The following is a 24,076-nucleotide window of genomic DNA, read 5'->3' as shown; positions in this document are numbered from 1 at the left end:
TCCTTGAGAATACCCGCAGCGGCCTCACAGCCAAAACTGCGGGTATTTCCTTTTTTCGTCGAGATTGTTAATGACCAGCCCCGCAAAGACAATCATGAGCGAACCGACGAGAACAGGCGCGATAAGGAACGTCCACCCGCTCCCCGCCATCATGACGACGATCGGATTGGCGCCTGCCGGAGGATGCGTCGTCCGGGTCAGCACCATGGCGCCGATCGCAAGACCTACGGCAAGCGCTACGGCCCATATTCCGCTGCCGCCCGAGTGGAACACCGTCAGTCCGACAACGGTCGATACGAGATGGCCCCCGACTACGTTGCGCGGCTGCGACAAAGGCGCGTCCCAAGCGACGAAAACGAGAACGCAGCTCGCCCCGAACGGCGCCATGATCCACGCGGCGGACGTCCAGTCGGTCAGCAAACCGAGCAGCGCAATAGCTGCAAAGCCGCCCGCAAACCCCAAGATAGCCGTTCGCGGCACCGCTTTGAGCGGACTGCGGCCGCCGCCTTTCATTTTGGCAAAAAAAGATGTGCTTTGCATATGAATCCCCCTTATACATAAATTCATAGTTAATTATGTATTTAATATATAGGGAGAAGCTGCTTCTGGCAACCACCGACTACTATTCCCATTCCCGCCCGGATTCACAGCTTGGAGAAACAAGGATAAACGACTTCGCCGTCTTTAGATGGCGCGTTTACCGAGAAGTCGAACAATCAGCGGAGGATATCATTCTGAGACTTAAAAAAAAGCCGCCCCCGCGAAATTTCGCAGAGCGGCTCTCAACAGCCTTAACGTCCCGCCAGCAGCTCGAGCAGCGCTTCTTTATCGAAGCCCTTGATCGCTCGGCCGCCTACGACCGTTACCGGAATTCCCATAAAACCGAGTTTTTCCACATCTTCCCGGTACGCTTTATTTGCAAATACGTCCCTCGTCTCGAAATCTACGCCTTTGTTCGTAAGCAGCTCTTTGACCCGCTGGCAGTCGGCACAGCCCGGACCGGAGTATACAATTACAGGATCCGCCATTCTGAACGCCTTCCTTTCCGTAAAGCTTTTTCCCTCTATCGTATAATAAGGGCAACCCGAAAGCAAAGCAGCACGGGCTGCGCACAGATTCCCTCTTCATACACAGGTCTTTTACCCCTGGGCTCTTCTCCTGTACTTTGTCGGGGACATGCCGAAGTAGGCGGTAAACGCCCTCGTAAACGCATACAAATCGGGGTAGCCGACAGACAGAGCGATTTCCGTGACAGGCTTGTCCGTCTCATGAAGCAATAGGGCGCTTTTGTCCATTTTGAGCCGCTGCATGTACTGAATAGGGGAGACGCCCATCCGTTCGGCGAAGACGCCCGAGAAATACGACCGGTGCACGCCGACGTAATGCGCCGCGTCCTCGACCGAAACGCCTTCGAACACATGCGTATGAATGAATTCCACGCTTTTATCCAGCCAAGCCGTTCGCGTTTGCTTAACGGACGGCCCTGCCGGCGCAGGCGTTAATCTCGCAAATAATCCGTACAGCAAGCCGATCGCCTGTAAGCAGCTCCCTTCGCTATACGAGGAACGAATCGCCTGCAGCAGCTGCCTTACCAAATCTTCGGTCTCCTTGTTCAACACTCCTTGCAGAAAAGGAACCTCTTCGCTCATGCCGATCGCACGCAGCAGCCGGTCCGCATGCCGGCCTTCGAAATTGATCCACGCCATTTCCAACCGAGAAACGGCCGGATCGATCTTATATTCGTAAACGTCGTGGGGAAACATGGTAAACAGATCCCCTTTGCGAAGCGCGACCCGTCTGTCCTTATAGGTAAGCAGCACCTGCCCTTCCCGGACAAAATGAATACTGAAATATTCATTCCATTTCGGTCCCGCCTTGTAGTTCGGCTTCGCTTCGCACCTTCCCGCGCGCAGCAGCCAAAGGGCCCCCTCCTTCTCGAGAGCGGAAGGGGTGCAATAGATCAATTCCGCGTACTCGCTATCGTATTCCTTCATCCGCTGCCGCATGAAAGCTCCTCCTCGTCCCGTTCCCGGCTATCGCACCGCTTATCGGCATTCCCGCCATCAGGCGTGTCCGGCATCCTCCGGTCGACCGCGCCATTTCTTATAGCTTAGCCCACACCTGACAAAATGACAAATCAGATAACACCATGGCATTCCGGTTAAAAGCCGCATCCTTTACAATTAATCCATTCCACTTTTGCGGAAAACATCGATACGGCGAATGACCGCCCAAGGAGGCCCTTCCGTTGAAAAAACCGAACATACTGCTCATTACAAGCGACCAGCAGCATTGGAATACGATCGGCGCGTTCCAGCCCGAGCTCTCCACGCCCAACCTAGATCGGCTCGTCCGCGAAGGAACGACGTTTACGAGAGCGTATTGCCCGAACCCGACGTGCACGCCGTCGCGCTCTTCCATCATTACGGGCCAGTATCCCAGCCAGCACGGCGCATGGACGCTAGGCACGAAGCTGCTCGAGGACAGGCATACGGTCGGCGAAGATCTTCAGGCCGGCGGCTACCGGACGGCGTTGATCGGAAAAGCGCATTTTCAGCAGCTGCAAGGAACGGAAGAATATCCGTCTCTTGAATCGTATCCCTACTTGAAGGATCACGAGTTTTGGCGGACGTTCAACGGGCCGTTCTACGGCTTCGAGCATATCGAGCTGACGCGCAACCATACGAACGAGTTTCTGGTCGGCCAGCATTATGTGAACTGGCTGGAGGACAAAGGCTGCGCCAACTGGCGTGACTACTTTACCGCCCCTACCGGGACGATGGATCCGAATCACAAATTTTCGTGGGATATCCCCGAAGAATACCATTACGATACATGGATTGCCGAGCGGACGAACGCCTTGCTGGAACAGTTCAAGAGCAGCGACGAGCCGTTCTTCCTATGGTCGAGCTTCTTCGACCCGCATCCGCCGTATTTGGCTTCGGCGCCATGGGACACGATGTACGATCCGGACAAGCTGACGATTCCGTCGGTTACGCCGGGGGAGCATGACAAGAACCCGCCGCATTTTGGCATGACGCAGCTCGAGAATCCGGATTTTAGCGCCTGGAAGGAAAGCGGCAACTCGATTCACGGTTATCACTCGCATATCACCCAGTACCCCGGGGACGATGCGAAAAAGCTGGTCGCCGTGTACTACGGCATGATCAGCCTGATGGACAAATATATCGGCAAAATTCTCGATAAGCTCGACGAGCTGGGGCTGGCGGACAACACGATCGTCGTGTTTACGACCGATCACGGCCATTTCTTCGGCCAGCACGGCTTGCAGCACAAAGGCGGCTTCCACTACGAGGATCTCATCCGGCTGCCCTTCCTGGTCCGCTACCCGGGCCAAGTACCTGCCGGGGAAACGAGCAGCGCTATCCAATCGCTCGTCGATCTGGCGCCGACCTTCCTAAGCTTCGCCGGTCTACCGGTTCCGCGTACGATGACCGGCGTCGACCAAAGCGGCGTATGGCTCGGCAAGCAATCGGAGGCTCGAGACCACGCGTTGGTCGAATTCCGCCACGAGCCGACGACCATTCATCAAAAAACGTACGTGAATGCACGCTATAAGCTGACCGTATATTACAATCAAACGTACGGCGAGCTGTTCGATCTGGAGGAAGATCCGGGCGAACTCGACAATAAGTGGGACGACCCCGCTTATCGCGAAATCAAAACGGAAATGCTGCTCAAATACGCTTGGGCCGGCCTTGGCATCGAGCCGATGCCGATGCCAAGGGTGTGGGGAGCGTAAGCGCCGACAATATATAAATAGAAGAGGACATCCGTTTCGGACGTCCTCTTCCCCTTTGCCCTCCTATATCAGGCAGCGGCTCTATTGGCATGCCCGTTTCTATTTACGGAGCATCGTCTTCAGCAGCTGCAGCGCCGCTTTGAGCCGGGAACGCCCCAGATGGTCCCGGACATACCGGTAATCGGTCAGGACAACGCTCGCGTCTTTAATGGCGTAGGCGAAATCGTCGTCCTGCATCAGCTCGAACTCCCAAACCCTCTTCTGCCAAGAGGGCAGGAACGATTTGAGCTCCTCATCCTCCACGGCGGGGTGGATATACGTTTCGGATACCCCCTCCGGCAAATCGTATACCTTCCGGATCAACATCTGCTTAAAGCTATCGTACGTCTCTCCCTCTTCGAGAGGATACGTGTGCGTCAGCAAATAGTCGGGCATAGCGACTCCGAGCACATCGGCCAGCGCAACCACTTTCGCGAGAATGCCTGCCGCATTCGGAATCGAGGCGAGAAGCGCATCCTTTTCGTAAATATTGCGAAAAATCCGGAAGGGCAGCCCCCGCTTCCCGCACTCCCTGAACACCTGCGGCAAATAGCTTCGTCCGGTGGCGAGTCCGTACAGACTCCCCATATGATTGTCGACATGAGTGACGTTCAGTCCAGACTCCGCCACCGCTCGGAACTGCGCCTGCATTTCGGCCCGAACCGCCTGCGGATTCGCCCTTTCCTCGAACTCCTTGATCGTCATATGCATATAACCGCTCTCGTCGTGCAAGGAAGGATCGCCGGTCAGGCTCTTCCACCTATGGCCGTCATATTCGCTGGTGAAAGTAAGATGAAGCCCTACCTGCGGGTCTTTTCGGCTGCGGGCCCAAGCCGCCGCTTCCGTGAATGCCGGAGCCGGCGGCATGATCGTCGCCGAGGACACTTTGCCCGCTTCCAGCAAATGAAAAATCGCTTCGTTAGCCGCCCTGCACTGCCCGAAATCGTCGCAGTTAATGATTAGATACCGTTTCGTCATATGAAATACGTCTCCTTCGCTTCTCCTTCGTTATTCTTTACAAACAAGGAGGTCACAAATGCGGCGGTCAGCAAAAGAAAGGGAACGATGCTGATCAGCACCCGGAACGTGGTATCCGGATTGGAGCCGGGGTTGTCGCCGCTCACATAGCCGAACAGCATGCCGACGATCCAAAAAGCGAGCGCAGAGATCAGACCGCTGGAGCGCGTAATAAATCCGCCCACCGCGTTGTAGATGCCCTCTCTCCTGCGTCCCGTCAGCTCGGCGTCGCGGTCGATAATTTGCCCGCTGAGCACTGCCGGGGTGACGAGAAAGCCCGCCATGCCAAAACCGAAGACGATACCCGCGGCAATGCCCCCGCCAAGCCCTTGCGCGAACCAGAGCGGGATGACGCACAGCCCGTACGCGACCATCCCTATCCGCCAGCTCTTCAGGCCTCCCAGCTTCCGGACGATCCAATACCATACGGCGACTAACGGAATAATCGAAATGAAGATGGAACCAAGCAGAATCGACACCTGCGCTTCCGGAATTTGAAGAGAATATTTCGCATAGAAAGGAATCATCGAGCTAAGCAAGCCGTTAACCGTCTGAGCAAAAGAGTTCGCGATGTTGAATATCCAAAATTGTTTGTTCTTCAGCGTCTCCTTAAACGCATCGAGCAGCTTGAGCGGCTCCGACTTCGAAGCCTCCGGGTTTTCCTTCACGGAGGACATGCAAAGCAGCATAAAAACGGCGAAGGCGGCGGCGTACATCATCGCCATTTGCGGGAATCCCAGCGCGGTGTAAATGATCGGCGTGAGCGCCGTAGCAATAAGCAGAGCCACGATCTGGAAAGCTTGCTGGACCGCCGACGCCTTCGCCCTTAGCCGGTCTCCCCGGAACAGCTCCGGAAATAAAGCGCCATAATTGACCCATAGAACGGAGGCTGCGCCTTCGTACAAAATTAGGGCGATCAGAAACCAGGTAAAGAGGCCGCCTTGCTGAAGCCCGCCGGGCACCGCAAATACCATAATAAACGTGAGCATGAAGAACGGCATTGCCCCGTAAATCCAGGGCTTGCGCCTTCCCCAGCGCGTTCTCGTGCTGTCCGACAAATGGCCGAGCAGCGGATTGTTCGCCGCATCCCAGATCAGGAAAATCGTTCGGGCGATCGTGGCCAGCCCAATGCCAAGCCCCAGCTTTTCGACATAGTAATAGCTATAAAACGAACTGAACGCCTGGGAAGGAATCATCATGGCAAGCATCCCGAAAGCAAACATGAACGGCGAGTTGGCTAGGCTTTTTTTCATTCCGTACATCCTCCTTATGGAGCTTTGCGATTCATTTCCATTAATTATAAATTCACCCTTTTGAAAGCGTCAACAAATGAAAGAAATTCTCTTACCCTTAGCCTATTGAAGATCGCGGATAACCATGCACAATTGCTTATTCCCGACTATTCCGTCCTCCGAAGGTCCAGTATAACTCCCCACCCGAGGTCTTGAGCGAAAACGCAACCTGCGGCGGTTTGGCTGCCGACGCGGCGGCGCTACAATCACAAGTGATACCGAAAATGGAAGACGGGGGAATACAAAGTGTACGAATTAACGGTTGGCCTAGAAATGGGTCCTTTATTGATACTATTCGTTTTGGCATGGATTGCGGGCGCAAAAGCATCGGGTCTCGCATACAGCGGCACTTACGAGCAGCTGCGCCGAAAGGCGGGCAGGCAAATGCTCTGGTCGGCCATCCTGTCCGTATTCGCTCTCACGGTTTGGTCGTCCATAGGCATGATGGTAAGATCGTACGCTCCGATTTTCTGGCAAGATCGCTTATTTCTCCATGCCCCTCTTATCGCCATACCGGTCGTATCCATCTGGATATCCGCCTTTCCGAAGCTATGGAGGCTGCGCAAGCAAACGTTCGGCAAATCGGGAGCCGTCACCGAGCCCGGCATGCTGGCGGAGGCGGCCCGCGCCGGTCTGATCCTGCCTTATCAAACGACGGCACTCGGAGCAATGACGGCTTTCTATTATTGCTTCGCCGCTCCGGTGCCCTTCAACTGGCTTGAAGCGGCGGTTCCGGTCCTTCTTATGCTTTTCGTTTCCGTCCTCCTCGGGATGAACCAGCAGCACCGCTGCCTGACTATCCTCCGATTGCAGCAAGCGCCCGCTCGCCGCCACTTCGCGTTGCGCGCGATGCGAGACGCGAGTATCCTGTGCCTTGCCGCCGTTCCGGCTTACTTCCTCCTGCATGACGCTTCTCAAAGCAGCCGTCTGCCGGACCGGATCGACATGATGGCAGGCGCCGCCGATTACGGCGGAGGGACCGCTTTGTCCCGCAATCATGGAAACGGGCACGCCGAACACGCTTCGGTCCAGCCCTCCGCCAAGACAGTGCCCGTTACGGCCTTGTCTGGACCCCGGATGGAAGAGCCTGACCGCAAAATTACGCTGACCGCAGAGAAGAAGACCGTTACGCTTAGCTCAGGCAAGCAGATCGAGGCATGGACCTACAACGGACAAATTCCCGGCCCGGAGCTGCGCCTGAAAAAAGGCGAGCTGACGGAAGTGACGCTCGTCAATAAAGATATCGAGAAGGGCGTTACGGTGCACTGGCACGGTCTCGACGTTCCGAACGCCGAGGATGGCGTTGCCGGCGCCACCCAGGACGCCGTCATACCCGGCGAATCGCATACGTACCGCATCCGCGCGGAGCAGGTCGGCACGTTCTGGTATCATTCCCACCAGGATTCCAAGGAAGCCGTGCAGAAAGGCCTCTTCGGAGCGCTGGTCGTGGAGGACGGCGCCCAGCCCGCTCCGGGCAAAGATATTACGGTGATGAGCCACTTATGGAAAGGAACGTTCGCAATCGGAGCATCCGACGGAATCGAACGGATGAGCATTGCTCCGGGTACGCAAGTGCGACTTCGTCTGATCAATACGGACGACTGGGTCCGCCAAACGTACACGCTGACAGGCGCTAGCTTCCAGGTCGCCGCCATTGACGGCGCCGAACTGCATGAGCCGGGCACCATCGAAAATCAAAAGCTCGTGCTGACGACCGGCGGCCGGTACGACATTACGTTCGCAATGCCCGACAGACCCGTCTATTTAGGTGTCGGAGAGGGAAGCAAGCTCGGCATTCTAATGAGCCCCGACGGAAAAGGAGACATTCCTGCAGCTCCTGAGGGAGCCGTATTCGACCCGCTTCATTACGGAACTCCCGCCGCAACTCCGTTCGGCTCGGACAGCAAGTTCGACCGCTCCTTTACGATGATTCTGGACAACAAGCTCGGATTTTTCGACGGCCGTTTCGACTCGCTTTACACGATTAACGGTGCCGTGTTCCCGAACACGCCCGTCTTTATGGTCCGCGAGGGCGAGCTGATCAAGACGACCATCGTGAATCGCGGCATGGTCGATCACCCTATGCATCTGCACGGCCATCATATGCTGGTCTTGTCCCGCAACGGCGAACCGTCGACAGGCAGTCCGTGGTGGTCCGATACGCTTGATCTAGTTCCCGGCGATACGTACGAAGTCGCTTTCCTGGCCAATAACCCGGGGATATGGATGGACCACTGCCATAACCTGGTGCATGCGGCAGCCGGCATGACGATGCACCTTATGTATGAAGGTGTGACGACCCCGTTTGCGGTGGGGCGCGAAACGAACAATCACCCGGAATGACCCGATATTGCCATGCGTTTGACGGAGCGGCCGACGAGTGATCGTTCCTGCACGCTACCGAACTTGCCTCCGGGCGTGCCGCTTCGCAAGCGAAAACCGACAAAGCCCCCGTTACGATGCCTGGCGCATCGCAACGGGGGCTTCCTTGTACTTGGCTCTCTACCTTTTTCTTCTCTCTGTCTATTCCTTCTTGGCTGTTGCTTGATCGTATATTTGCTGAATCATCTCGGCCCTCACCGCATAAGCCCAAGCGCCGTCCTGCGACACAAGCCAAACGGCATTGTTGTCCAGCTTCCCGGTATACGACCGGACCGTTTCCTTGCCGTCCTTCGTTTCCTTAATGTCCAGCTTCAGCTCGGGCGCGTCCGACTTTACATCGGTGGCCTTCTTAGGCATTTGCTCGGTCTGCAGGCCGACCAGTTTGTCGAGCACCGCCGAGCCTTCCTCCGGCTTCAATTCTTTATCGCCGAGCTTCCAGTTGGCCTCGTAGGCGTTTTTGTCCTTATCGACCTTGTCGAGCTGCCACTTCTGGCCTTTCCAATCAATCGAAACGGTTGTCGTTTTGTTGTAGTCGAAGTCGACCGCTTTCTTGCTCACGAAGTCGAACGGCTGCTTCACCAGAGCCTGCAATTGCTGATCGCCCACCTCGTAAACGACCGGCGAATCGCCAAGCTTGACGTACGTCGTTCCGGCAACCGGCAGCGGAGAGCCGACGAGCAGCTTCTGGACGGTGCCGTCCTTCAGCGTCACATCGTATTGCTGAGCCGGTTTATCGAGCCCGAAACCCGCCAAATCCTGCGCATTCTCGTCGATTTTGCTCTCGTACGTCAGCGTCATATAGCCGTTGACCCAGTTGTCCGCTTCATACGTTTCCACCGGGTAGGCCTCCGGCTTGACCATCTCCCAGCCGTCTCCCTTGCGGGATAGCTGCACGTTCGAATCGGCTGCGGCAAAAGCAACCGACTGGATGTCCTCGCCCTTAACCGCAACGAGCTGCTTAACCTCGGCGGCATCTTTATTTTGAAACAACGATTCGCTATTGGCGTACCAAAAACCCGCGAGACAAGCGATGACGAGCAGGACGGTAGGCAAATACCGTTTCATCCGCGTCTCCTCCTCCACCAGATGACGCCGCCCAAAGCCAAAATCAACAACGGTATGACGATCATCGTGCTGTATTGGATAACATTAGCCTGCGCTTGCGTGAAGAATACCTGCTGCAGTTTCTCTTCCTCCTGCGGCCGGATCGTCACCATGTTTTTCTGCTCCTGCAGCCAGCCGATGCTGTTCAGGATAAAATCTTTGTTGCCCTGCTCGTTAATCAGATCGTTCGTCGCGAACGCGCCGCTGCCGACGACGATCGCTTTCGGCTTGCCGTCCTTGTCTTGAACGGCATAGGCGAGATCGAGCGGCCCTGCGAGATCTGCATCCGTCTTCTTCAGATCGTTTTGCGTGATGCTTTTCGCCGAGGTAAAGAACGACAAATTCGTTTTGCCGTATGCATCCTTGGTCGTCTGAAGCAGCGGCGTGGAGCTATAGTCCGCAACGTCCTTGTTCGTTTCGAGCGCCAGCGCGCCGTACAGCACCGTAATGCGATCCTGTTCGCTCAGCTTGCTTGTAATGTCGTGAACGCCGTAATCCGGAATAATCGTAAGCGGATCGGTAGAGAGCGATTTCCGGTTCTCCACGACGAGCGCTTGGCGGTTTTTCACGCCGATCGTGTCGAGCACGCCCGTCCAGTTCGTCCATTTCTCCATATCCTTCGCGATGCCGAGGGCGAACCAGAGCTTTCCTTTGCCCTTCACGTATTCCTTCAGCAGATCCGCTTCTTTAGCGCTCAGATCGTTCTGCGGCGCAAGCACGGCCAGCATATCGGCATCTTCCGGAATTTGCGCTTCTTTCAACAGGTTCAGGTCCTTAACCTCGAAGCCTTCGTTGGTCAAATTGTTCGTCAGGTCGCTCACGTTGGCGTTCGTCAGCTCGCCATGGCCGGTTACCAGGTAAGCGTGTTTCTTCTCCCCTTCCGCCAGTCCGAGAATCGCCTGCGTGAACTTCTCCTCCCCGCTGAACGCGTAGGAGTTCTCCGTCGAGCCTTGTCCGAAGAGCTCGTAACTGTATACGTTCTTCGTCTTGCCTTCGCTTTCGAACACGATCGTGCCGTATTGCTCGATTTTGTATTTCTGGGCAATCGTCGGCTGCTTCTTCGGATCGACTTCCTCATACGTGAACTTCCCGTTACGCTTGTGGTACTGCTCCAGCAAGTCCGTAACTTGGCGGTTCACGTAGCTGTCGCCCGGATTCGAGAACATCGTGACGTGCACGTCTTTGTCAAGCGCTTTAAGCGTTTCGATCGTTTTATCGGCAAGCGTAAATTTTTTGGATTTGGTCAAATCCCACTGAACGCCCTTCATCGAATGCAGGAAGACCGTCAGCACGATAAAAATGCCGATAACCGCAAGCGACAGGACTACTGCATTTGTGCCTTTGAGCCAATTTTTCACAGCGTCCCCCTCCTATATCGTTTCTGCAAGAAACGCGGCGTGGTAACCGGCAAGCTGCCGAATCCGCACACTCCGCTGCAACCCGACCAATCTGTTCTCATCCGCATTACCTCCACCGCTTCCGCTCGAGCACCTGGACGCTGAGCACAAGGAATACGACGATCAGCGTGACATAGAACAGCACGTCCGGCAGGTCGAAAACGCCTTTCTGCAGATTGGCCGTCCTTCCCACGATCGAAAACTGCTGCAGCACGTCTTTAGCGGACGTGAGCATGCTGTCGCCCAGCCAGTCGATCATCCAGAGCAGGAGCAGCATGGCAAAAGCGACGATGCCCGATACCATCTGGTGGGCGGACAGCGTGGAGGCGAACAGCCCGACCGCCATCATCGTGGCGCCAAGCAGGAACAGGCTCAAGTAAGAAAGCCACAGCACCGGCTGATCGATCGGGCCGTATGCGGACATGATCCACGGATAGATCAGGCTGACGACGACAAGCGTAATTTGAACCGTAAGCGCCGCCAAAAATTTCCCGCCGATAATTTCCGTTATGCTGGCTGGAGACGTGAGCAGCAGCTCGTCGGTGCCTTGGCGCAGCTCGTCCGACACCAGCCGCATGGTAAGCAGCGGAATGACGAACAAATATACGACCATAATATTTCCGAACAGGAGCCTGACGTCGGTCGTCATCGAGCCAATGAACGAAGCGCTGAAGAAGTAGCCGCTGATCAGAAAATAAAAAGCGAACGCGACGTAAGCCGTCGGCGAATAGAAGTACATCTGCAGCTCCTTGCGGCAGATGGCAAACATTCTACGCATGCTCCTCCACCTCCTCCGCGTCGTCTGCCGCCGTTTCCGTATGCTTCTCTTCGGTCGTAGTCAGCTTCAGGAACACGTCCTCGAGACTGAGGCTCTCGCGTTTCATCTCGAGAATCGGGTAACCAAGCGACGCCAGCTTATAAAAGACCGCTTCGCGAATGTCCGTGCGATCCGCCGAAGTCAAGCGCAGCTTCACGGTGCCGGCATCCGTATCGAGCGGTGATTCCTCGGTCTCCTTGACGAAGGATACTTCTTGCATCGTCCCCAGCTCCCGGACGACATCTTCGCGCGGCCCCTTGACTTCCAGGGACATCTCGAACGTCTCGCCCATCGACTGGCCGATCTGCTCCGGCTTGTCGTCGAGGACGATCCGGCCTTGGTTAATGATTAAGACGCGGTTGCAGATCGCGTTCACTTCCGGCAAAATGTGCGTGGACAGCAGCACCGTATGGTTTTCGCCCAGCTCGCGGATCAGCTCGCGAATTTCGATGATTTGCTTCGGATCGAGACCCGACGTCGGCTCATCGAGAATGAGCAGGTCCGGCTGGTGCAAAATAGCTTGCGCTAAACCGATGCGCTGCTTGTACCCTTTCGACAGACTGCGGATAATCTGTTTCTCTCTGCCCTGCAGCCCCAGCTTTTCCACGACTTCGCCGATCCGGTTTTTTTGTTCCCGTACCGGAATGTCCCGCAGATCGGCGATAAAACGCAAATACGCCTGCACGGTCATTTCCGGATACAAAGGCGGCGTTTCCGGCAGGTAGCCGATTTTGCTTCTCGCTTTCTTCGGATGCTCGGCCATCGACAAGCCGTCGACAAGGATCGAACCCCGCGTCGGATTCAGGTAACCGGTGATCATCCGCATCGTTGTCGTTTTCCCCGCCCCGTTCGGTCCGAGAAAGCCGACGATTTCCCCGCGGCTCATCGAGAAGTCCATTTGCTCGACTCCGCGCCGGTTTTCATAAAGCTTGCTTACTTGCTTTACTTCGAGCACTGCGACACCCTCCATTTCCATTGCTTACTAACCATCATGTCCACTCCTGCCGCTTCCTAGTGCCGCGGCGCTCCGCAATTCCGTCTTGCTGCTTGAACGCTATTACTATACGCAGGCAAGCCTAACCCAACATTAAACAAAACTGAAAAACAGATTAATAAAATGTGTCTAAATTGTGAACTTAATCGACCATTTTCGAACGAAAGCATAAAGAACCCGCCTTCGGCAGACGGTTTTACTCGTTTTTTTTCACAATTGCCCTATGGTTCACAAGCATACGCCGGAACAAAATCGCCGTTTCCATTGCATCAGTCCCCTATCCCAACCCAGTCGCTCGCCCAACTGCGTCAGTCATGCTGTACTTTTTGCAGCATTTCAGGCTCCAAAACGACGTTCGGCTATATGATGCTGCACTTTATACAACATTTTTTGTATGGAAGGCCAGTTTTAACTAATCAATCGGTTAAAATGTTGCATTTTATGCAGCGTCAGCCTGTTGAAATCCGAAAACAGCAGATAATGTTGCATTTTGTGCAGCATCCGTTCATCCGTGCATCCGTTTCATAGGCAGCTTGACTCCTAACCTAACCATTCTGCGCCATGCCCTAGCCAACAGATGCCAACATACCGTGTCCTGATGCGGCCGTCCCCGCCTGCCCTCCCGTTTACATTGGGTTTATAAAACTATCGTATCCTCTTCTTAAGAACGAACCGATGACGAATGAGAAATCAAGCGTTATGCTACTCTTAACCGGCGTCTCCATGTTGGCTGCTGATGTCGTCTAACTATCTAACGGCTTGCTTAAAATCGATGCATGCATCACATGATACCAAAGGAAAGGACGATGCCCGGCATCGCCTTTCCCGACCGTCCCGAAGAAAGGAGCAAGCTAACAATGACCCAGGCAAACAAGCCGAACCGGCCAAAACCGGGCACATGGCGGCCCTTCGTCCGGATGATCCGGCAAACGAATCCGTCCAAGCCGCTGCTCGTCGTGGCGTTGTTTTTGAGCGTGGCGACCACGCTTGTCGGACTCGTCATTCCGCTCTTCACCAAAAATCTCGTCGACAGTTTCTCCGTATCTTCGATTACGACTACGCAAATCGTTCTAATGGCAGCCGCTTTTATTGCGCAGGCGATTGCCAGCGGGCTTTCCATCTATTTGCTTAACCGAGTCGGACAGGGCGTCGTCGCGGCCCTCCGTGACCGGCTGTGGAAAAAGTTTCTCGCCCTGCCCGTTTCCTACTACGACAATCATCGGACCGGCGAAACGATCAGCCGGATGACCAACGATACGGCAGTAGTCAAAGGACTCATTACCGAGCACCTGGCCAACTTCTTTACCGGGCTTATCTCGATCATCGGTTCGCTTGCGACTTTGTTCTACCTCGATTGGCAAATGACGCTGACCATGCTCGTCGCCGTTCCGTTTGCCGTACTCATCATGGGACCGCTAGGCCGTCAAATGTTCAAAATATCCAAAGGACTGCAGGACGAAACCGCAGGCTTTACGACGGTGCTGAACCAGGTGCTGTCGGAAATACGCCTCGTCAAATCCTCGAACGCGGAGACCGGGGAATACCGGAACGGCAAAGCCGGCATTACGAATTTGCTGCGCTTCGGCTTGAAGGAAGCAAAAGTGCAGGCGATGATTGCGCCGCTCATGGGCTTTACCATGATGATGCTGCTCGTCATTCTGATCGGGTACGGGGGCATGCGCGTGTCGTCGGGAGCGCTGACGGCCGGAGAGCTCGTCGCGTTCATCCTATACCTCGTTCAGATCATGATGCCGATGGGGCAATTCGCCCAGTTTTTCACTCAGCTGCAAAAGGCGCGCGGCGCTACCGAGCGGATCATCGAGACGCTGGAAGCGAGCGAAGAGGACCATACGTCCGGCAGGGAGCTGCAAAACGCGAATCGGCCTATCGTGCTGGAAGACGTTTCGTTTGCCTACGAGACCGGGGAGCAGGTTCTGTATGAAGTCGGCTTTACGATTCCGCCCGGCAAGGTTACCGCCATTGTGGGTCCGAGCGGCGGCGGCAAGACGACCCTCTTCTCGATCCTGGAACGGTTCTACGTGCCGCAAAGCGGAACGGTTAAGCTTGGCGAGGATCCGATAGACGCTTTTACGCTGCGATCTTGGCGAAGCCGAATCGGGTACGTGTCGCAAGAAAGTCCGCTCATAGCGGGAACGATTCGTGATAATATTTGTTACGGGCTGGAACGCGAGATCGGAGCGGAGGAGCTGGATCGCGCGGCGGCAATGGCCTATGCCGATCAATTCATCAATGATTTGCCCGATCGCTACGATACCGAGGTCGGGGAAAGAGGCGTCAAGCTGTCCGGCGGTCAACGCCAGCGAATCGGTATTGCCCGGGCGCTTCTCCGGGATCCGCAAATTCTGATGCTCGACGAAGCGACCTCCAGTTTGGACAGCAAGTCGGAAATCGTCGTACAGAAGGCGCTTGAGAATCTGATGAAGGGCCGGACGACACTCGTCATCGCCCATCGTCTATCGACCGTAGTGGATGCCCATCAGATCATTTTCATCGAAAAAGGGACGGTTACCGGCAGCGGCACGCACGAACAACTGCTGCAGAGCCACAACCTGTACCGCGAATTCGCCACACAGCAGCTGCGCATTAAAGAAACGGTGTAGACGGGCGACGCCGAGCCGCAGCATTCGCTATACGCTCAAGTAAAGGACGGGAGCTAACATGACCAAACTATTGATTGTCGACGACGATCCGTACATCCGCGAGCTGCTGAAGCATGTCCTTCAGAACGAAGGCTTCGACGTCTACGAGGCGTCCGACGGCGTGGATGCGCTTCGCGTCCTGGAGACGGTGAAAGCGGATATGGTCATTCTCGATATCATGATGCCGAACATGGACGGTTGGCAGCTGTGCCGCGAGCTGCGCGCGCATTACGACTTTCCGCTGCTCATGCTGACCGCCAAAGGCGAAACGGCCCAGAAGGTGAAAGGCTTCGAGCTCGGCACGGACGATTACCTGGTCAAGCCGTTCGAGCCGGCGGAGCTGGTCGTCCGCGTAAAGGCCTTGCTGAAGCGCTACCGGATCGCCATTTCCCAAACGGTTCAAGCCGGCGAGCTGCTGCTGAACCGGCAAACCTATGAAGCGTCCGCCGGTAAACAAAGCCTGACGCTGCCGCTCAAGGAATTCGAGCTCCTGTTCAAGCTGGCGAGCTACACCGGCAAAACGATTTCCCGCGAGCAGCTGATCGAGGATATTTGGGGCTACGACTTCGAGGGCAACGAACGGACGGTGGACGTCCACATCAACAGGCTTAGGGAACGGTTTCCCGAAGAAGCGTACGGGTTTAAAATAAGCACGATCCGCGGGCTCGGCTACCGGCTGGAGGTTCGGCCATGAAGAAACGGCAGCGAATCGCGCGAGGCTTAATGGCCGTTCTCTCGGTGCTCGCCTACAATCTCCTTTGCTTCACGGCGGCCTATTATTTAACCGACTACTTGTACGAAATGACGGGCAAGCACCCGCACGATCTATTCAAGCAGTTGATTACCGCGCTCTTATCTTTTCTTCTATTGGCAGCTACCGCGTTCAGCTTTGCGCTCTTCAACCGCAAGAGGCATATCGAGTTTTTCCATTCGATGCTTGACGCCCTCCGGCGTATTTCGAAGGGCGATTTTAACGTCAACCTGGCCGTCCGGGACAATCCCAACGAAGGGTTCGGCAAGCTGGCCGAAGGCATTAACCATATGGCCGAGCAGCTTAACCAAATGGAACAAATGCGTCAGGAGTTTATCTCCAACGTCTCCCACGAGATTCAATCCCCGCTTACCTCGATGAGCGGATTTGCGCGGATTTTGCGGACAGACCGATTGAACGAGGAGGATCGCCATCATTATTTAACCATTATCGAGGCGGAAAGCAGGCGTCTGTCCAAGCTCAGCGACAACCTGCTCAGGCTGACCTCTCTGGAATCGAAGCATCACCCTTTCGAACCGAAGCGTTACCGCCTTGACAAGCAGCTTCGCCACATCGTTCTCGCTTGCGAGCCGCAATGGCTCGAAAAGAAGATCGACATGGACGTATCGCTCGGGGAAGCATGGATTGTGGCCGACGAAGAGATGCTCAGCCAAGTATGGGTCAACCTGATTCACAACAGCATCAAGTTTACTCCCGAAGGAGGCTCGATCGGCATCGAGCTGCTGCAAAACCAGACCGGCGACGGCTTGGAATCGACCGTCCGCATATCCGATTCCGGTATCGGCATCGCGGAGGACGATTTGCCGCATGTTTTCGAACGATTTTACAAAGCCGATAAAGCACGGACGCGAGCCGGCGGCGGCAGCGGTCTCGGCCTCTCGATCGCGCATAAAATCGTAGGCATGCACAACGGCGATATTCGCGTCCGGAGCAAGCCTCTGGAAGGAGCTACTTTTATCGTAACGCTGCCTTCCGCCAAGGCTCAGATATAATGATTTGCTTTGCACGCCGCCGCGATGAAACAGGACCTTCAGGCTCCTGTTTTTTTGTATTTCCCCTTAATGTCCGTTGACTTAACCGGAAATTTTGTGTTAGTGTATTAATCAACTAATACAGTAATACAAGTTTTTCATCGGAGGATACGATGGAATTTAATCAGAAAGAACCGATCTACAGCCAGATTATCGACGACATCAAAACAAAGTTCATTACCGGCACGTACCGCCTCGGACAGGAAATCCCTTCGCGGCGCGAGCTTGCCAAGACACTCGGCGTCAACCCCAATACGATTCAGCGCGCTTACAAAGAAATGGAGGACATGAACTTGATCGTTACGGTAAGAGGACAAGGAAGCCTGATGACCGGCGATGCGGGCATGCTTCAAGCTTTGCGGCAGGAAGCCATGGATACGGCCATTCGGGACTGCGTCGCGGCTCTGCGGTCTTTAGGCAGCTCGGATGTGGACATTTTGGATAGCTTGAAAGCCTATTTGGAGGGGAGCAAATCATCATGATTCAAGTCGAGCAGGCGTATAAGTCGTTCGGAAAACATGCGGCGTTGAACGGGGTATCCTTGTCTTTGGAAGAAGGCCAGATCGTCGGTCTGCTCGGCACGAACGGCGCCGGGAAATCGACGCTGCTCAAAGCGATAGCCGGGCTCCTACCGCTCGACCGGGGCATCGTTAAGCTTGAAGGGGAGCCGCCTTCCCTTGCGACTAGAGCGATGCTCGCTTATTTGCCCGAGAACGACGCGTGGTATCCTTGGATGAAGATCAGCGATGCCATTCGGTACATGAAAGATATGTATTTGGATTGGAACGGGGAAAAGTCGCGCATCATGCTCGATTTTTTCGGACTGAAGGAAAATACGGTTATCGCCAAAGCTTCCAAAGGCACCCGGGCCAAAATCAAGCTGGTGCTCGCCTTAAGCCGCCACGCCAAATATGTGCTGCTGGACGAACCGTTCTCCGGTATCGATCCACTGGCCAGACAGCAAATTATCGAAGCCATTCTGGACGACTTTATGGAGGAAGGGCAAACGATCGTCATGTCCACGCATGAGGTAACGGACGTCGAAAAGCTGCTCGACCGCGTTCTGTTTATGCACGAAGGCAAGCTGCTGCTTCAGGGACATGCGGAAACGCTGCGCCGCGAGCACGGCAAATCCTTATTGGCTTTGATGAAGGAGGCGTATCCCGTTGCGCACGTTTAGCCGTCTTATCCAAACGGACCTGCGAAACCGCAGAACGACGATACTGGTCACGTTAGGCTCCGTCGTCGTATGGAACATTTTGTTTGCGGTACTTCCCGCTGTTCTGAGCCTCCCTTCGTCCGCTAAAGGCCTCATCATGACGCTGGATATCGTCGGGATCGGCTGTATGCTTTTCATTCCATTCCTTCACTGCTTCTCTACTTGGAACGAGGAGTGGAGACATCGTACCGTTTCGTATTTACTCGCTCTGCCTGTGCGGAGAAGGCAGCTGATCGCTTCGAAATATACGGCTATCGTTTGCGAAACCCTTCTCTTTATGGGTGTCATGGCGATCGGCATGAGCTTGCAAAACGGGCTGCACGACGGAACGCTGTTCCGTTCGGAGCCGCTGCTTACCTTCGATTGGCCCAAAATCGCTTATATCGTCAAGCTTATACTCGCCGTTTCCGCTCTGATCCTGCTGTGCTTCTTCAGCACGTTATTGGGCAAATGCTTCGGCCCTTTATCGGCACTCGTCACATTCCTTACCTTTGTCGCCGGTTCGTTCGTCTCAATTCTCGCAAGTGCGGTCCAAACGGTCGCGCCGCCGACCCTCGTATTCGCTTTGCTATGCCTTGCCTTCTATCTCGGCAGCTTGTACGTGCTGGAGAAGAAGGTGGGGGTGGAGGGATAGGGACCGGCTGACTCGGGATTTCGATCATTCTTGTATCGCCAGATTTTTCTCCTGTCTTAGAGAAATCGGAGAATTTAGACGCAAAAAGGACCGGCATGTATGCCGGCCCTTGCGACGTTTTCACGGACTTAACATTTATTGATGGCCTGCGAACATAACAGTCGCATTTCCGGGGTTAACCGGGTTACCGCTTGTATCCTCTACATTCTGAACGTTCAATTGATAAACGTTGCCGATTTCCATGCTCGAAATCGTCAGCTTAACCGTTTTATTATCGCTAAGCAATTCCGCATCAAAAACGGTGATCGGCGTTGCTGTGCCGGTAATTTTGGCAATTGTATAATTGGTCGCTGCTTCAGCCGTTGCTTGATCCAGCTCTTCGTTAAAAAGAACTTCGATTGTCGTATTAGAGGTTCCTACAGCAGCGTAGACTTTCGGCCCCTCTGTATCGCCGCTTGCTTGCACTACCGAAGACACCGAGAAGATAAGCAGAAATAAAGCGAAGAAAAGCAGTCCTTTGGTTTTTTTCATTGTACGTTTCCCTCCATATTTATGTAGTCTATTGGTCTTGTCCGTCCGTTTCTCTCTTCACCTCCATAGCTTATTGGACAGTTCCATTGATATAGACGCCCAATATATCCCAAATGTTTCAATTATTTTAATAAATTTTACTTTTTTTCTTTTTTTTGTATTGTTCGCGTTTTTACCGCCGCCAACACTTCCTACTCAGCAGAAACACCGAAAAACCGCGTATACTGATTCTCCGGCTTTATTACGAAACCGTTCGTATCCTTGATATTGCTCATAGTGATCTTATAGACGCTTCCTTTTTGCATCCCCCAAGATAAGAGCAGTCGCACTTTCCTACCGCCCTCAATCAGTTCGGCATTGGCTACGGTAAGCACAGCTTCTCCATTTCCATTCTCGATTGCCGCCTTATAGTTTGCAGCCGTTTCGGCGGTTACCTTATTTAAAGTCTGGTTGAAAAGAATCTCTACCGTCGAATTACTAACGGCGATTGCTGAAATAGCTCTCAGTCCCAGCGAATCCTGCGGCAATCCTCCAAATTGATAAGTATTGAACGTATCCGCAACTACCTGTCCTTCGGGTGCCGATTTGACATTCGACACGGTCAGCTTATAACCGACTCCTGTCGGTTGAGTGGTCGTCGTCAACACAACCGCTCTCTTGTTATCCATTAACTTGGCTTTCAAAACAGTTGGTCCATATCCTTGTTTGTTATCCTCAAATACATAATTCTGGACCTGCTCGGCCGTCGTCCGATCCAAATCCTTGTTGAACGTGGCAATAACGGTTGTCGGGGCGGCAGAAACGGCAGATAATAAGGCCAGCTTTAGGGAACTCTCACGCTCCAGCAAGGTCATAATACCACCGAAGTAAACGGCGGAAGGCCCGTTCACATTTCCGTTTGCCCCTTTGATACCCGTTACGCTTACCTTGTAGATCGTTCCGGCAATCTGTTCAGCGACGGTCAGCTTTACGGTCATCTGATCGCTTTGCAGCTCGGCCCTTGAAACGGTAAGGCGGCCTGCGTCGCTCTGTATCGTATAACTAGCCGCTGTTTCAGCGGTAGCCTTATCCATCTTCTCGCTAAATTTAACTTCCACGACGGTTCCCGTAAGCGCAACGGCCGTTACGAGCGACGGTCCCTCTTGATCCGGAGGCTGCTGCGAAGCGATATACGCTTCCGAAGCAACTGAAATGACACCTTTGCTCAAATCCCTTGTCACCTTGTAGCCGTACGCTTCCGCCACCTCTCTTACCGGTATGTAGAAGCGGCCATCCGCCAGCTGCGGAGCAGTTAGGAAGGTTGCTGTTTTACTGCCGTTCTTATACAGCTCGACTTGATCGAGCGCCATTTTCAAAGTGCCTTTACCCGAAACGGCGGTTACGGAACGCTCCTCTCCATTCCAGACGATATGCTCGTCGTCATTCGGAACGCCCAGTGCGACCAGCAGGTCCCGAATCGGCACCAGATCGACATTTTGCTGCACGAAGGGCTCCCCGTACCGATAAACGACCGCTTTCCCGTCCACCGTTACGGCGTCCGCTTTCCGGCTTTCTCCGTGCGCAACGGAAACGCTTGCAAAAAGCATCAGCAGCACAACGGATAAAATCATACTTTTTTTCTTTTTCATCGCCGACAACTCCTCCACTCCCATGATCGGATCGGCTGTGCAAAAACAGCCCCTCTCTAGACGAGGCACTCATCCCAAATGTTTCATAATAGAAGAAAATAATCCCTATTTCTATCATTAATCCAATTTGCAACTAAAAAAACCGGCTCCCTCCTCATTAGGAGATGCCGGTTTATCATCGCTTGCACATTATTGCATTTACATGGTAAAATGAAAAATACCCTCTGTAAACAAAAGGGTCTGTTTGTTCCGATCATATTTTTATATATCTGATGATATCACTGTAGCGAACCGTTGTCAAGCAAATTTGCACAAGGAGTGATGAGGTTGAGCGAAAATCGGGCAGACCGCCAAGCCGAGCAGCAGCGCGTCCATAAGGTGATGGATACCATCCGTGCCAGCATCGATCAATTTTCCCTGCGGACCGGCGACATCAAAGAGCAAGTGGTCGATATCCGCAAACATTTTTGGGATGAGGTCACGATCGACAGAGGCAGCACCGACGACATCGTGGAGACGTACATCAGCGTGAAGCAGCAAGCCGAGCTGCTTTCCGAGCGCGAGCGTAGCCACCGCCACGCCGCACAGCAAATCGCGAAGCTTCGCCGGCTGCAGCAGTCCCCCTATTTCGGACGCATCGATTTCCGCGAAAACGGTTCGAATGAGGACGATATCGTCTATCTAGGCGTCGCCTCGCTGCTGGACGAAACGGGAGACCGTTTTCTCGTATACGACTGGCGGGCTCCCATATCCAGCCTGTATTACGATTACGGTCCGGGTCCCGCCGAATACGAAACCCCTTCCGGGAAAATCGCGGGCAATCTGGAACTGAAAAGACAATTCGTCATCAAGGGCGGCGAGCTCGAGCTGATGTTCGACACCGGCATTACGATAGGCGACGAAATTTTGCAGCAGGTGCTGGGCAAGGGCGCCGACGCCCAAATGAAAAATATCGTGGCGACGATCCAGCGCGAGCAAAACCGGATCATCCGCAACGATCAGAACAGGCTTCTTATCGTTTCCGGACCCGCGGGAAGCGGCAAAACGTCCGCCGCTCTGCAGCGTGTCGCGTACCTTCTCTATAAATACCGGCAAATGCTTTCCGCCGATCAGATCGTTCTGTTTTCGCCGAATCCGATGTTCAACCGCTATGTATCGACCGTGCTGCCGGAGCTCGGGGAAGAAAACATGGAGCAAACGACGTTTCAGGATTACCTGGAGCATAGGCTGTCCCAAGCGTTCCAGGTGGAGGATCCCTTTACGCAAATGGAGTACGTGCTGACCGCCGAGAACGAGCCCGGCTACGAAGCGCGCATCCAAAGCATTGCCTTTAAATCGTCGGCCGCCTTCCTGGACATGATCCGTTCGTACCGAACCGAGCTGGAAAGCCGCGGGCTCGTGTTCAAGGACATTAAGCTGCGGGGACGCATCTTGATCCCGGCGTCCGATATATCGAATAAATTTTATTCGATCACATCGACGACCAAACTGACTCCGCGTATTCACGTTGTGGTCGAATGGCTGCTGGAACGGCTGGAATCGATCATGCAGGCGGAGCGCAATAAGCCTTGGGTGCAGGAAGAGGTCGAACTGCTCGAGCCGGAAGACTACCAAAAAGCATTCAAGCAGCTGCGGAGAGAACGTCGGATGCGGGAAGGCGCCTTCAACGAAGGACAGAGGGAAAGCGACCTGCTGCGGGAGCTCGTAATCGGACGGCATACGAAACGCCTCGCCTCTCGTGTCCAAAAGCTGCGCTTTATCGACCTGCCCTCGACGTACAGACAACTGTTCGCCGATTCGGATACGCTACTTGGCATCGTCGGCGAAACGGCCGCTCCGCCCTTGCTCCGGGATATTTGCAAGCTCACCGTTGAACGGCTGGACCGGGGCGAGCTTGCGTATGAAGATGCAACGCCTTATTTGTATTTGCAGGAGCTGGTCGAAGGGTTCCAAATCAACATGAACATCCTTCATGTGTTTGTGGACGAGGCTCAGGATTATACGCCATTCCAATACGAATTTCTCAAAAAGCTGTTCCCCCGCAGCCGCATGACCGTGTTGGGCGACTTGAATCAGGCGATATACGCCCATTCGGCCCTGCCAGCGTTCGAGGTGCTTACAGATTTATACGGCGAGGCTTCGACGGAAACGATCGCGCTCACCCGCACGTACCGTTCCACCCGGCCGATCGTCGAGTTTACCCGGGGCATGCTGGCAGACGGCGGACGGATCGAGCCGTTCAATCGGGACGGCCAAAAGCCGACAGTCACCGCCGCAGAGGATAAAGCCGGGCTGCATGCCCATATTGCAGATCGTCTGAAAGCCTTGCAGACGGACGGATTTCGCACGACCGCGATCATTTGCAAAACGGCCAAAGAGAGCGCCGAGGCTTTCGCGGCACTTTCCGCGCTAACGGACATATCGCTGCGGCTCATTTCCAAAGATTCGGCGGCCTTCGAATCGGGCGTCGTCATCATTCCGTCCTATCTCGCCAAAGGAATCGAGTTCGATGCGGTCATCATCTATGACGGTTCAAAACATGCATACGGGCGCGAGCATGAGCGAAAGCTCTTTTATACGGCTTGCACAAGGGCCATGCATCGGCTGGACGTCTACTGCTTAGGCGAGCCCAGCCCCTTTATCGCCGGGACGGATCCCCGCACGTACACGGCGCTGCCGTATACCGGAACCGCGGGTCAGGTCGCCGCGAAATAAGAAACGCCAAAAGAGCCCCGGACACTGCTCATCGGCAGCTCCGGGGCTTTGTTCATGCGGGAGACTCCCCCCGCTTCAGCG

General features: G+C 54.5%; 20 protein-coding genes. 9 read left to right on the top strand and 11 right to left on the bottom strand.

The genetic code is table 11. The features are described from left to right. Positions 1 to 24: 24 nt before the first annotated feature. From ACKGJP_RS00895 to ACKGJP_RS00885, 3 genes are all read right to left on the bottom strand, one after another. A complete protein-coding gene (locus ACKGJP_RS00895) occupies positions 25 to 540 on the bottom strand; it encodes an HPP family protein (protein ID WP_409343842.1) in 516 nt (171 codons plus the stop codon). A 251-nt stretch (positions 541 to 791) separates the two neighbouring features. After that, positions 792 to 1,028 carry a glutaredoxin family protein gene (locus ACKGJP_RS00890; protein WP_409343841.1) on the bottom strand — a complete coding sequence of 79 codons (237 nt, stop codon included), beginning with the start codon at positions 1,026 to 1,028 and terminating at the stop codon, positions 792 to 794. Between the two features lie 111 nt (positions 1,029 to 1,139). Further along, complete coding sequence (locus tag ACKGJP_RS00885) at positions 1,140 to 2,006, bottom strand: AraC family transcriptional regulator (RefSeq protein WP_409343840.1); 867 nt, start codon at positions 2,004 to 2,006, stop codon at positions 1,140 to 1,142. 242 nt (positions 2,007 to 2,248) lie between these two features. On the opposite strand from ACKGJP_RS00885, the gene ACKGJP_RS00880 reads away from it, so the two are divergent. Next, entirely contained in the window at positions 2,249 to 3,763 is a 1,515-nt protein-coding gene (locus tag ACKGJP_RS00880) for a sulfatase (RefSeq protein ID WP_409343839.1), read from the top strand. A gap of 99 nt (positions 3,764 to 3,862) precedes the next feature. On the opposite strand, the gene ACKGJP_RS00875 is transcribed toward ACKGJP_RS00880, so the two are convergent. Both ACKGJP_RS00875 and ACKGJP_RS00870 read right to left on the bottom strand, forming a co-directional pair. After that, a complete protein-coding gene (locus tag ACKGJP_RS00875) occupies positions 3,863 to 4,780 on the bottom strand; it encodes a polysaccharide deacetylase family protein (RefSeq protein WP_409343838.1) in 918 nt (305 codons plus the stop codon). After that, on the bottom strand, positions 4,777 to 6,072 hold the full coding sequence (locus tag ACKGJP_RS00870) for an MFS transporter (protein ID WP_409343837.1): 1,296 nt from the start codon (positions 6,070 to 6,072) through the stop codon (positions 4,777 to 4,779). Before ACKGJP_RS00870 ends, ACKGJP_RS00875 begins: the two co-directional genes overlap by 4 nt. Positions 6,073 to 6,357: 285 nt before the next feature. On the opposite strand from ACKGJP_RS00870, the gene ACKGJP_RS00865 reads away from it, so the two are divergent. After that, positions 6,358 to 8,454 (top strand): multicopper oxidase family protein, encoded by a 2,097-nt coding sequence (locus ACKGJP_RS00865; RefSeq protein ID WP_409343836.1) that lies wholly within the window; start codon positions 6,358 to 6,360, stop codon positions 8,452 to 8,454. A 180-nt stretch (positions 8,455 to 8,634) separates the two neighbouring features. Here ACKGJP_RS00865 and ACKGJP_RS00860 read toward each other — a convergent pair whose 3' ends face one another. The 4 genes from ACKGJP_RS00860 to ACKGJP_RS00845 all read right to left on the bottom strand — a co-directional run bounded on the left by ACKGJP_RS00860 (position 8,635) and on the right by ACKGJP_RS00845 (position 12,766). Continuing rightward, positions 8,635 to 9,558 (bottom strand): DUF4340 domain-containing protein, encoded by a 924-nt coding sequence (locus ACKGJP_RS00860; protein ID WP_409343835.1) that lies wholly within the window; start codon positions 9,556 to 9,558, stop codon positions 8,635 to 8,637. Then, positions 9,555 to 10,955, bottom strand: a complete 1,401-nt coding sequence (locus ACKGJP_RS00855) for a GldG family protein (RefSeq protein ID WP_409343834.1) — start codon at positions 10,953 to 10,955, stop codon at positions 9,555 to 9,557. Before ACKGJP_RS00855 ends, ACKGJP_RS00860 begins: the two co-directional genes overlap by 4 nt. A 106-nt stretch (positions 10,956 to 11,061) precedes the next feature. Beyond that, positions 11,062 to 11,772 carry an ABC transporter permease gene (locus ACKGJP_RS00850; protein ID WP_409343833.1) on the bottom strand — a complete coding sequence of 237 codons (711 nt, stop codon included), beginning with the start codon at positions 11,770 to 11,772 and terminating at the stop codon, positions 11,062 to 11,064. Then, a complete protein-coding gene (locus ACKGJP_RS00845) occupies positions 11,765 to 12,766 on the bottom strand; it encodes an ABC transporter ATP-binding protein (RefSeq protein WP_409343832.1) in 1,002 nt (333 codons plus the stop codon). Before ACKGJP_RS00845 ends, ACKGJP_RS00850 begins: the two co-directional genes overlap by 8 nt. An 896-nt stretch (positions 12,767 to 13,662) precedes the next feature. Between ACKGJP_RS00845 and ACKGJP_RS00840 the strand changes: the two genes are divergently transcribed. The 6 genes from ACKGJP_RS00840 to ACKGJP_RS00815 all read left to right on the top strand — a co-directional run bounded on the left by ACKGJP_RS00840 (position 13,663) and on the right by ACKGJP_RS00815 (position 19,121). After that, on the top strand, positions 13,663 to 15,426 hold the full coding sequence (locus ACKGJP_RS00840; protein WP_409343831.1) for an ABC transporter ATP-binding protein: 1,764 nt from the start codon (positions 13,663 to 13,665) through the stop codon (positions 15,424 to 15,426). A gap of 58 nt (positions 15,427 to 15,484) precedes the next feature. Next, complete coding sequence (locus tag ACKGJP_RS00835) at positions 15,485 to 16,159, top strand: response regulator transcription factor (RefSeq protein ID WP_409343830.1); 675 nt, start codon at positions 15,485 to 15,487, stop codon at positions 16,157 to 16,159. Continuing rightward, the gene (locus ACKGJP_RS00830; RefSeq protein WP_409343829.1) at positions 16,156 to 17,229 is read left to right on the top strand and encodes an ATP-binding protein; all 1,074 of its coding nucleotides are present in this window, start codon (positions 16,156 to 16,158) and stop codon (positions 17,227 to 17,229) included. Before ACKGJP_RS00835 ends, ACKGJP_RS00830 begins: the two co-directional genes overlap by 4 nt. Positions 17,230 to 17,381: 152 nt before the next feature. Continuing rightward, the gene (locus tag ACKGJP_RS00825; protein ID WP_409343828.1) at positions 17,382 to 17,750 is read left to right on the top strand and encodes a GntR family transcriptional regulator; all 369 of its coding nucleotides are present in this window, start codon (positions 17,382 to 17,384) and stop codon (positions 17,748 to 17,750) included. After that, on the top strand, positions 17,747 to 18,448 hold the full coding sequence (locus ACKGJP_RS00820; RefSeq protein ID WP_409343827.1) for an ABC transporter ATP-binding protein: 702 nt from the start codon (positions 17,747 to 17,749) through the stop codon (positions 18,446 to 18,448). Before ACKGJP_RS00825 ends, ACKGJP_RS00820 begins: the two co-directional genes overlap by 4 nt. After that, positions 18,435 to 19,121, top strand: coding sequence for an ABC transporter permease (locus tag ACKGJP_RS00815; RefSeq protein ID WP_409343826.1), 687 nt, complete (start codon positions 18,435 to 18,437; stop codon positions 19,119 to 19,121). Before ACKGJP_RS00820 ends, ACKGJP_RS00815 begins: the two co-directional genes overlap by 14 nt. Before the next feature lie 135 nt (positions 19,122 to 19,256). Here ACKGJP_RS00815 and ACKGJP_RS00810 read toward each other — a convergent pair whose 3' ends face one another. Beyond that, on the bottom strand, positions 19,257 to 19,652 hold the full coding sequence (locus tag ACKGJP_RS00810; protein WP_409343825.1) for an Ig-like domain-containing protein: 396 nt from the start codon (positions 19,650 to 19,652) through the stop codon (positions 19,257 to 19,259). Positions 19,653 to 19,843: 191 nt separating this feature from the next. After that, a complete protein-coding gene (locus tag ACKGJP_RS00805) occupies positions 19,844 to 21,280 on the bottom strand; it encodes a copper amine oxidase N-terminal domain-containing protein (RefSeq protein WP_409343824.1) in 1,437 nt (478 codons plus the stop codon). Positions 21,281 to 21,607: 327 nt separating this feature from the next. Between ACKGJP_RS00805 and helD the strand changes: the two genes are divergently transcribed. Beyond that, positions 21,608 to 23,995, top strand: a complete 2,388-nt coding sequence (gene helD, locus ACKGJP_RS00800; protein WP_409343823.1) for an RNA polymerase recycling motor HelD — start codon at positions 21,608 to 21,610, stop codon at positions 23,993 to 23,995. The last annotated feature ends 81 nt before the right edge of the window (positions 23,996 to 24,076 follow it).

Source organism: Paenibacillus litoralis (assembly GCF_046244365.1).
Lineage (GTDB): Bacteria > Bacillota > Bacilli > Paenibacillales > NBRC-103111 > Paenibacillus_V.
This window is presented reverse-complemented; position numbering and strand designations above follow the sequence as displayed.

Bases quoted from the DNA above. Each gene is read 5' to 3' on its own strand.
- ACKGJP_RS00895 (WP_409343842.1), bottom strand. From the start codon at position 540: ATGCAAAGCACATCTTTTTTTGCCAAAATGAAAGGCGGCGGCCGCAGT.
- ACKGJP_RS00890 (WP_409343841.1), bottom strand. From the start codon at position 1,028: ATGGCGGATCCTGTAATTGTATACTCCGGTCCGGGCTGTGCCGACTGC.
- ACKGJP_RS00885 (WP_409343840.1), bottom strand. From the start codon at position 2,006: ATGCGGCAGCGGATGAAGGAATACGATAGCGAGTACGCGGAATTGATC.
- ACKGJP_RS00875 (WP_409343838.1), bottom strand. From the start codon at position 4,780: ATGACGAAACGGTATCTAATCATTAACTGCGACGATTTCGGGCAGTGC.
- ACKGJP_RS00870 (WP_409343837.1), bottom strand. From the start codon at position 6,072: ATGAAAAAAAGCCTAGCCAACTCGCCGTTCATGTTTGCTTTCGGGATG.
- ACKGJP_RS00860 (WP_409343835.1), bottom strand. From the start codon at position 9,558: ATGAAACGGTATTTGCCTACCGTCCTGCTCGTCATCGCTTGTCTCGCG.
- ACKGJP_RS00850 (WP_409343833.1), bottom strand. From the start codon at position 11,772: ATGCGTAGAATGTTTGCCATCTGCCGCAAGGAGCTGCAGATGTACTTC.
- ACKGJP_RS00840 (WP_409343831.1), top strand. From the start codon at position 13,663: ATGACCCAGGCAAACAAGCCGAACCGGCCAAAACCGGGCACATGGCGG.
- ACKGJP_RS00835 (WP_409343830.1), top strand. From the start codon at position 15,485: ATGACCAAACTATTGATTGTCGACGACGATCCGTACATCCGCGAGCTG.
- ACKGJP_RS00830 (WP_409343829.1), top strand. From the start codon at position 16,156: ATGAAGAAACGGCAGCGAATCGCGCGAGGCTTAATGGCCGTTCTCTCG.
- ACKGJP_RS00825 (WP_409343828.1), top strand. From the start codon at position 17,382: ATGGAATTTAATCAGAAAGAACCGATCTACAGCCAGATTATCGACGAC.
- ACKGJP_RS00820 (WP_409343827.1), top strand. From the start codon at position 17,747: ATGATTCAAGTCGAGCAGGCGTATAAGTCGTTCGGAAAACATGCGGCG.
- ACKGJP_RS00810 (WP_409343825.1), bottom strand. From the start codon at position 19,652: ATGAAAAAAACCAAAGGACTGCTTTTCTTCGCTTTATTTCTGCTTATC.
- ACKGJP_RS00805 (WP_409343824.1), bottom strand. From the start codon at position 21,280: ATGAAAAAGAAAAAAAGTATGATTTTATCCGTTGTGCTGCTGATGCTT.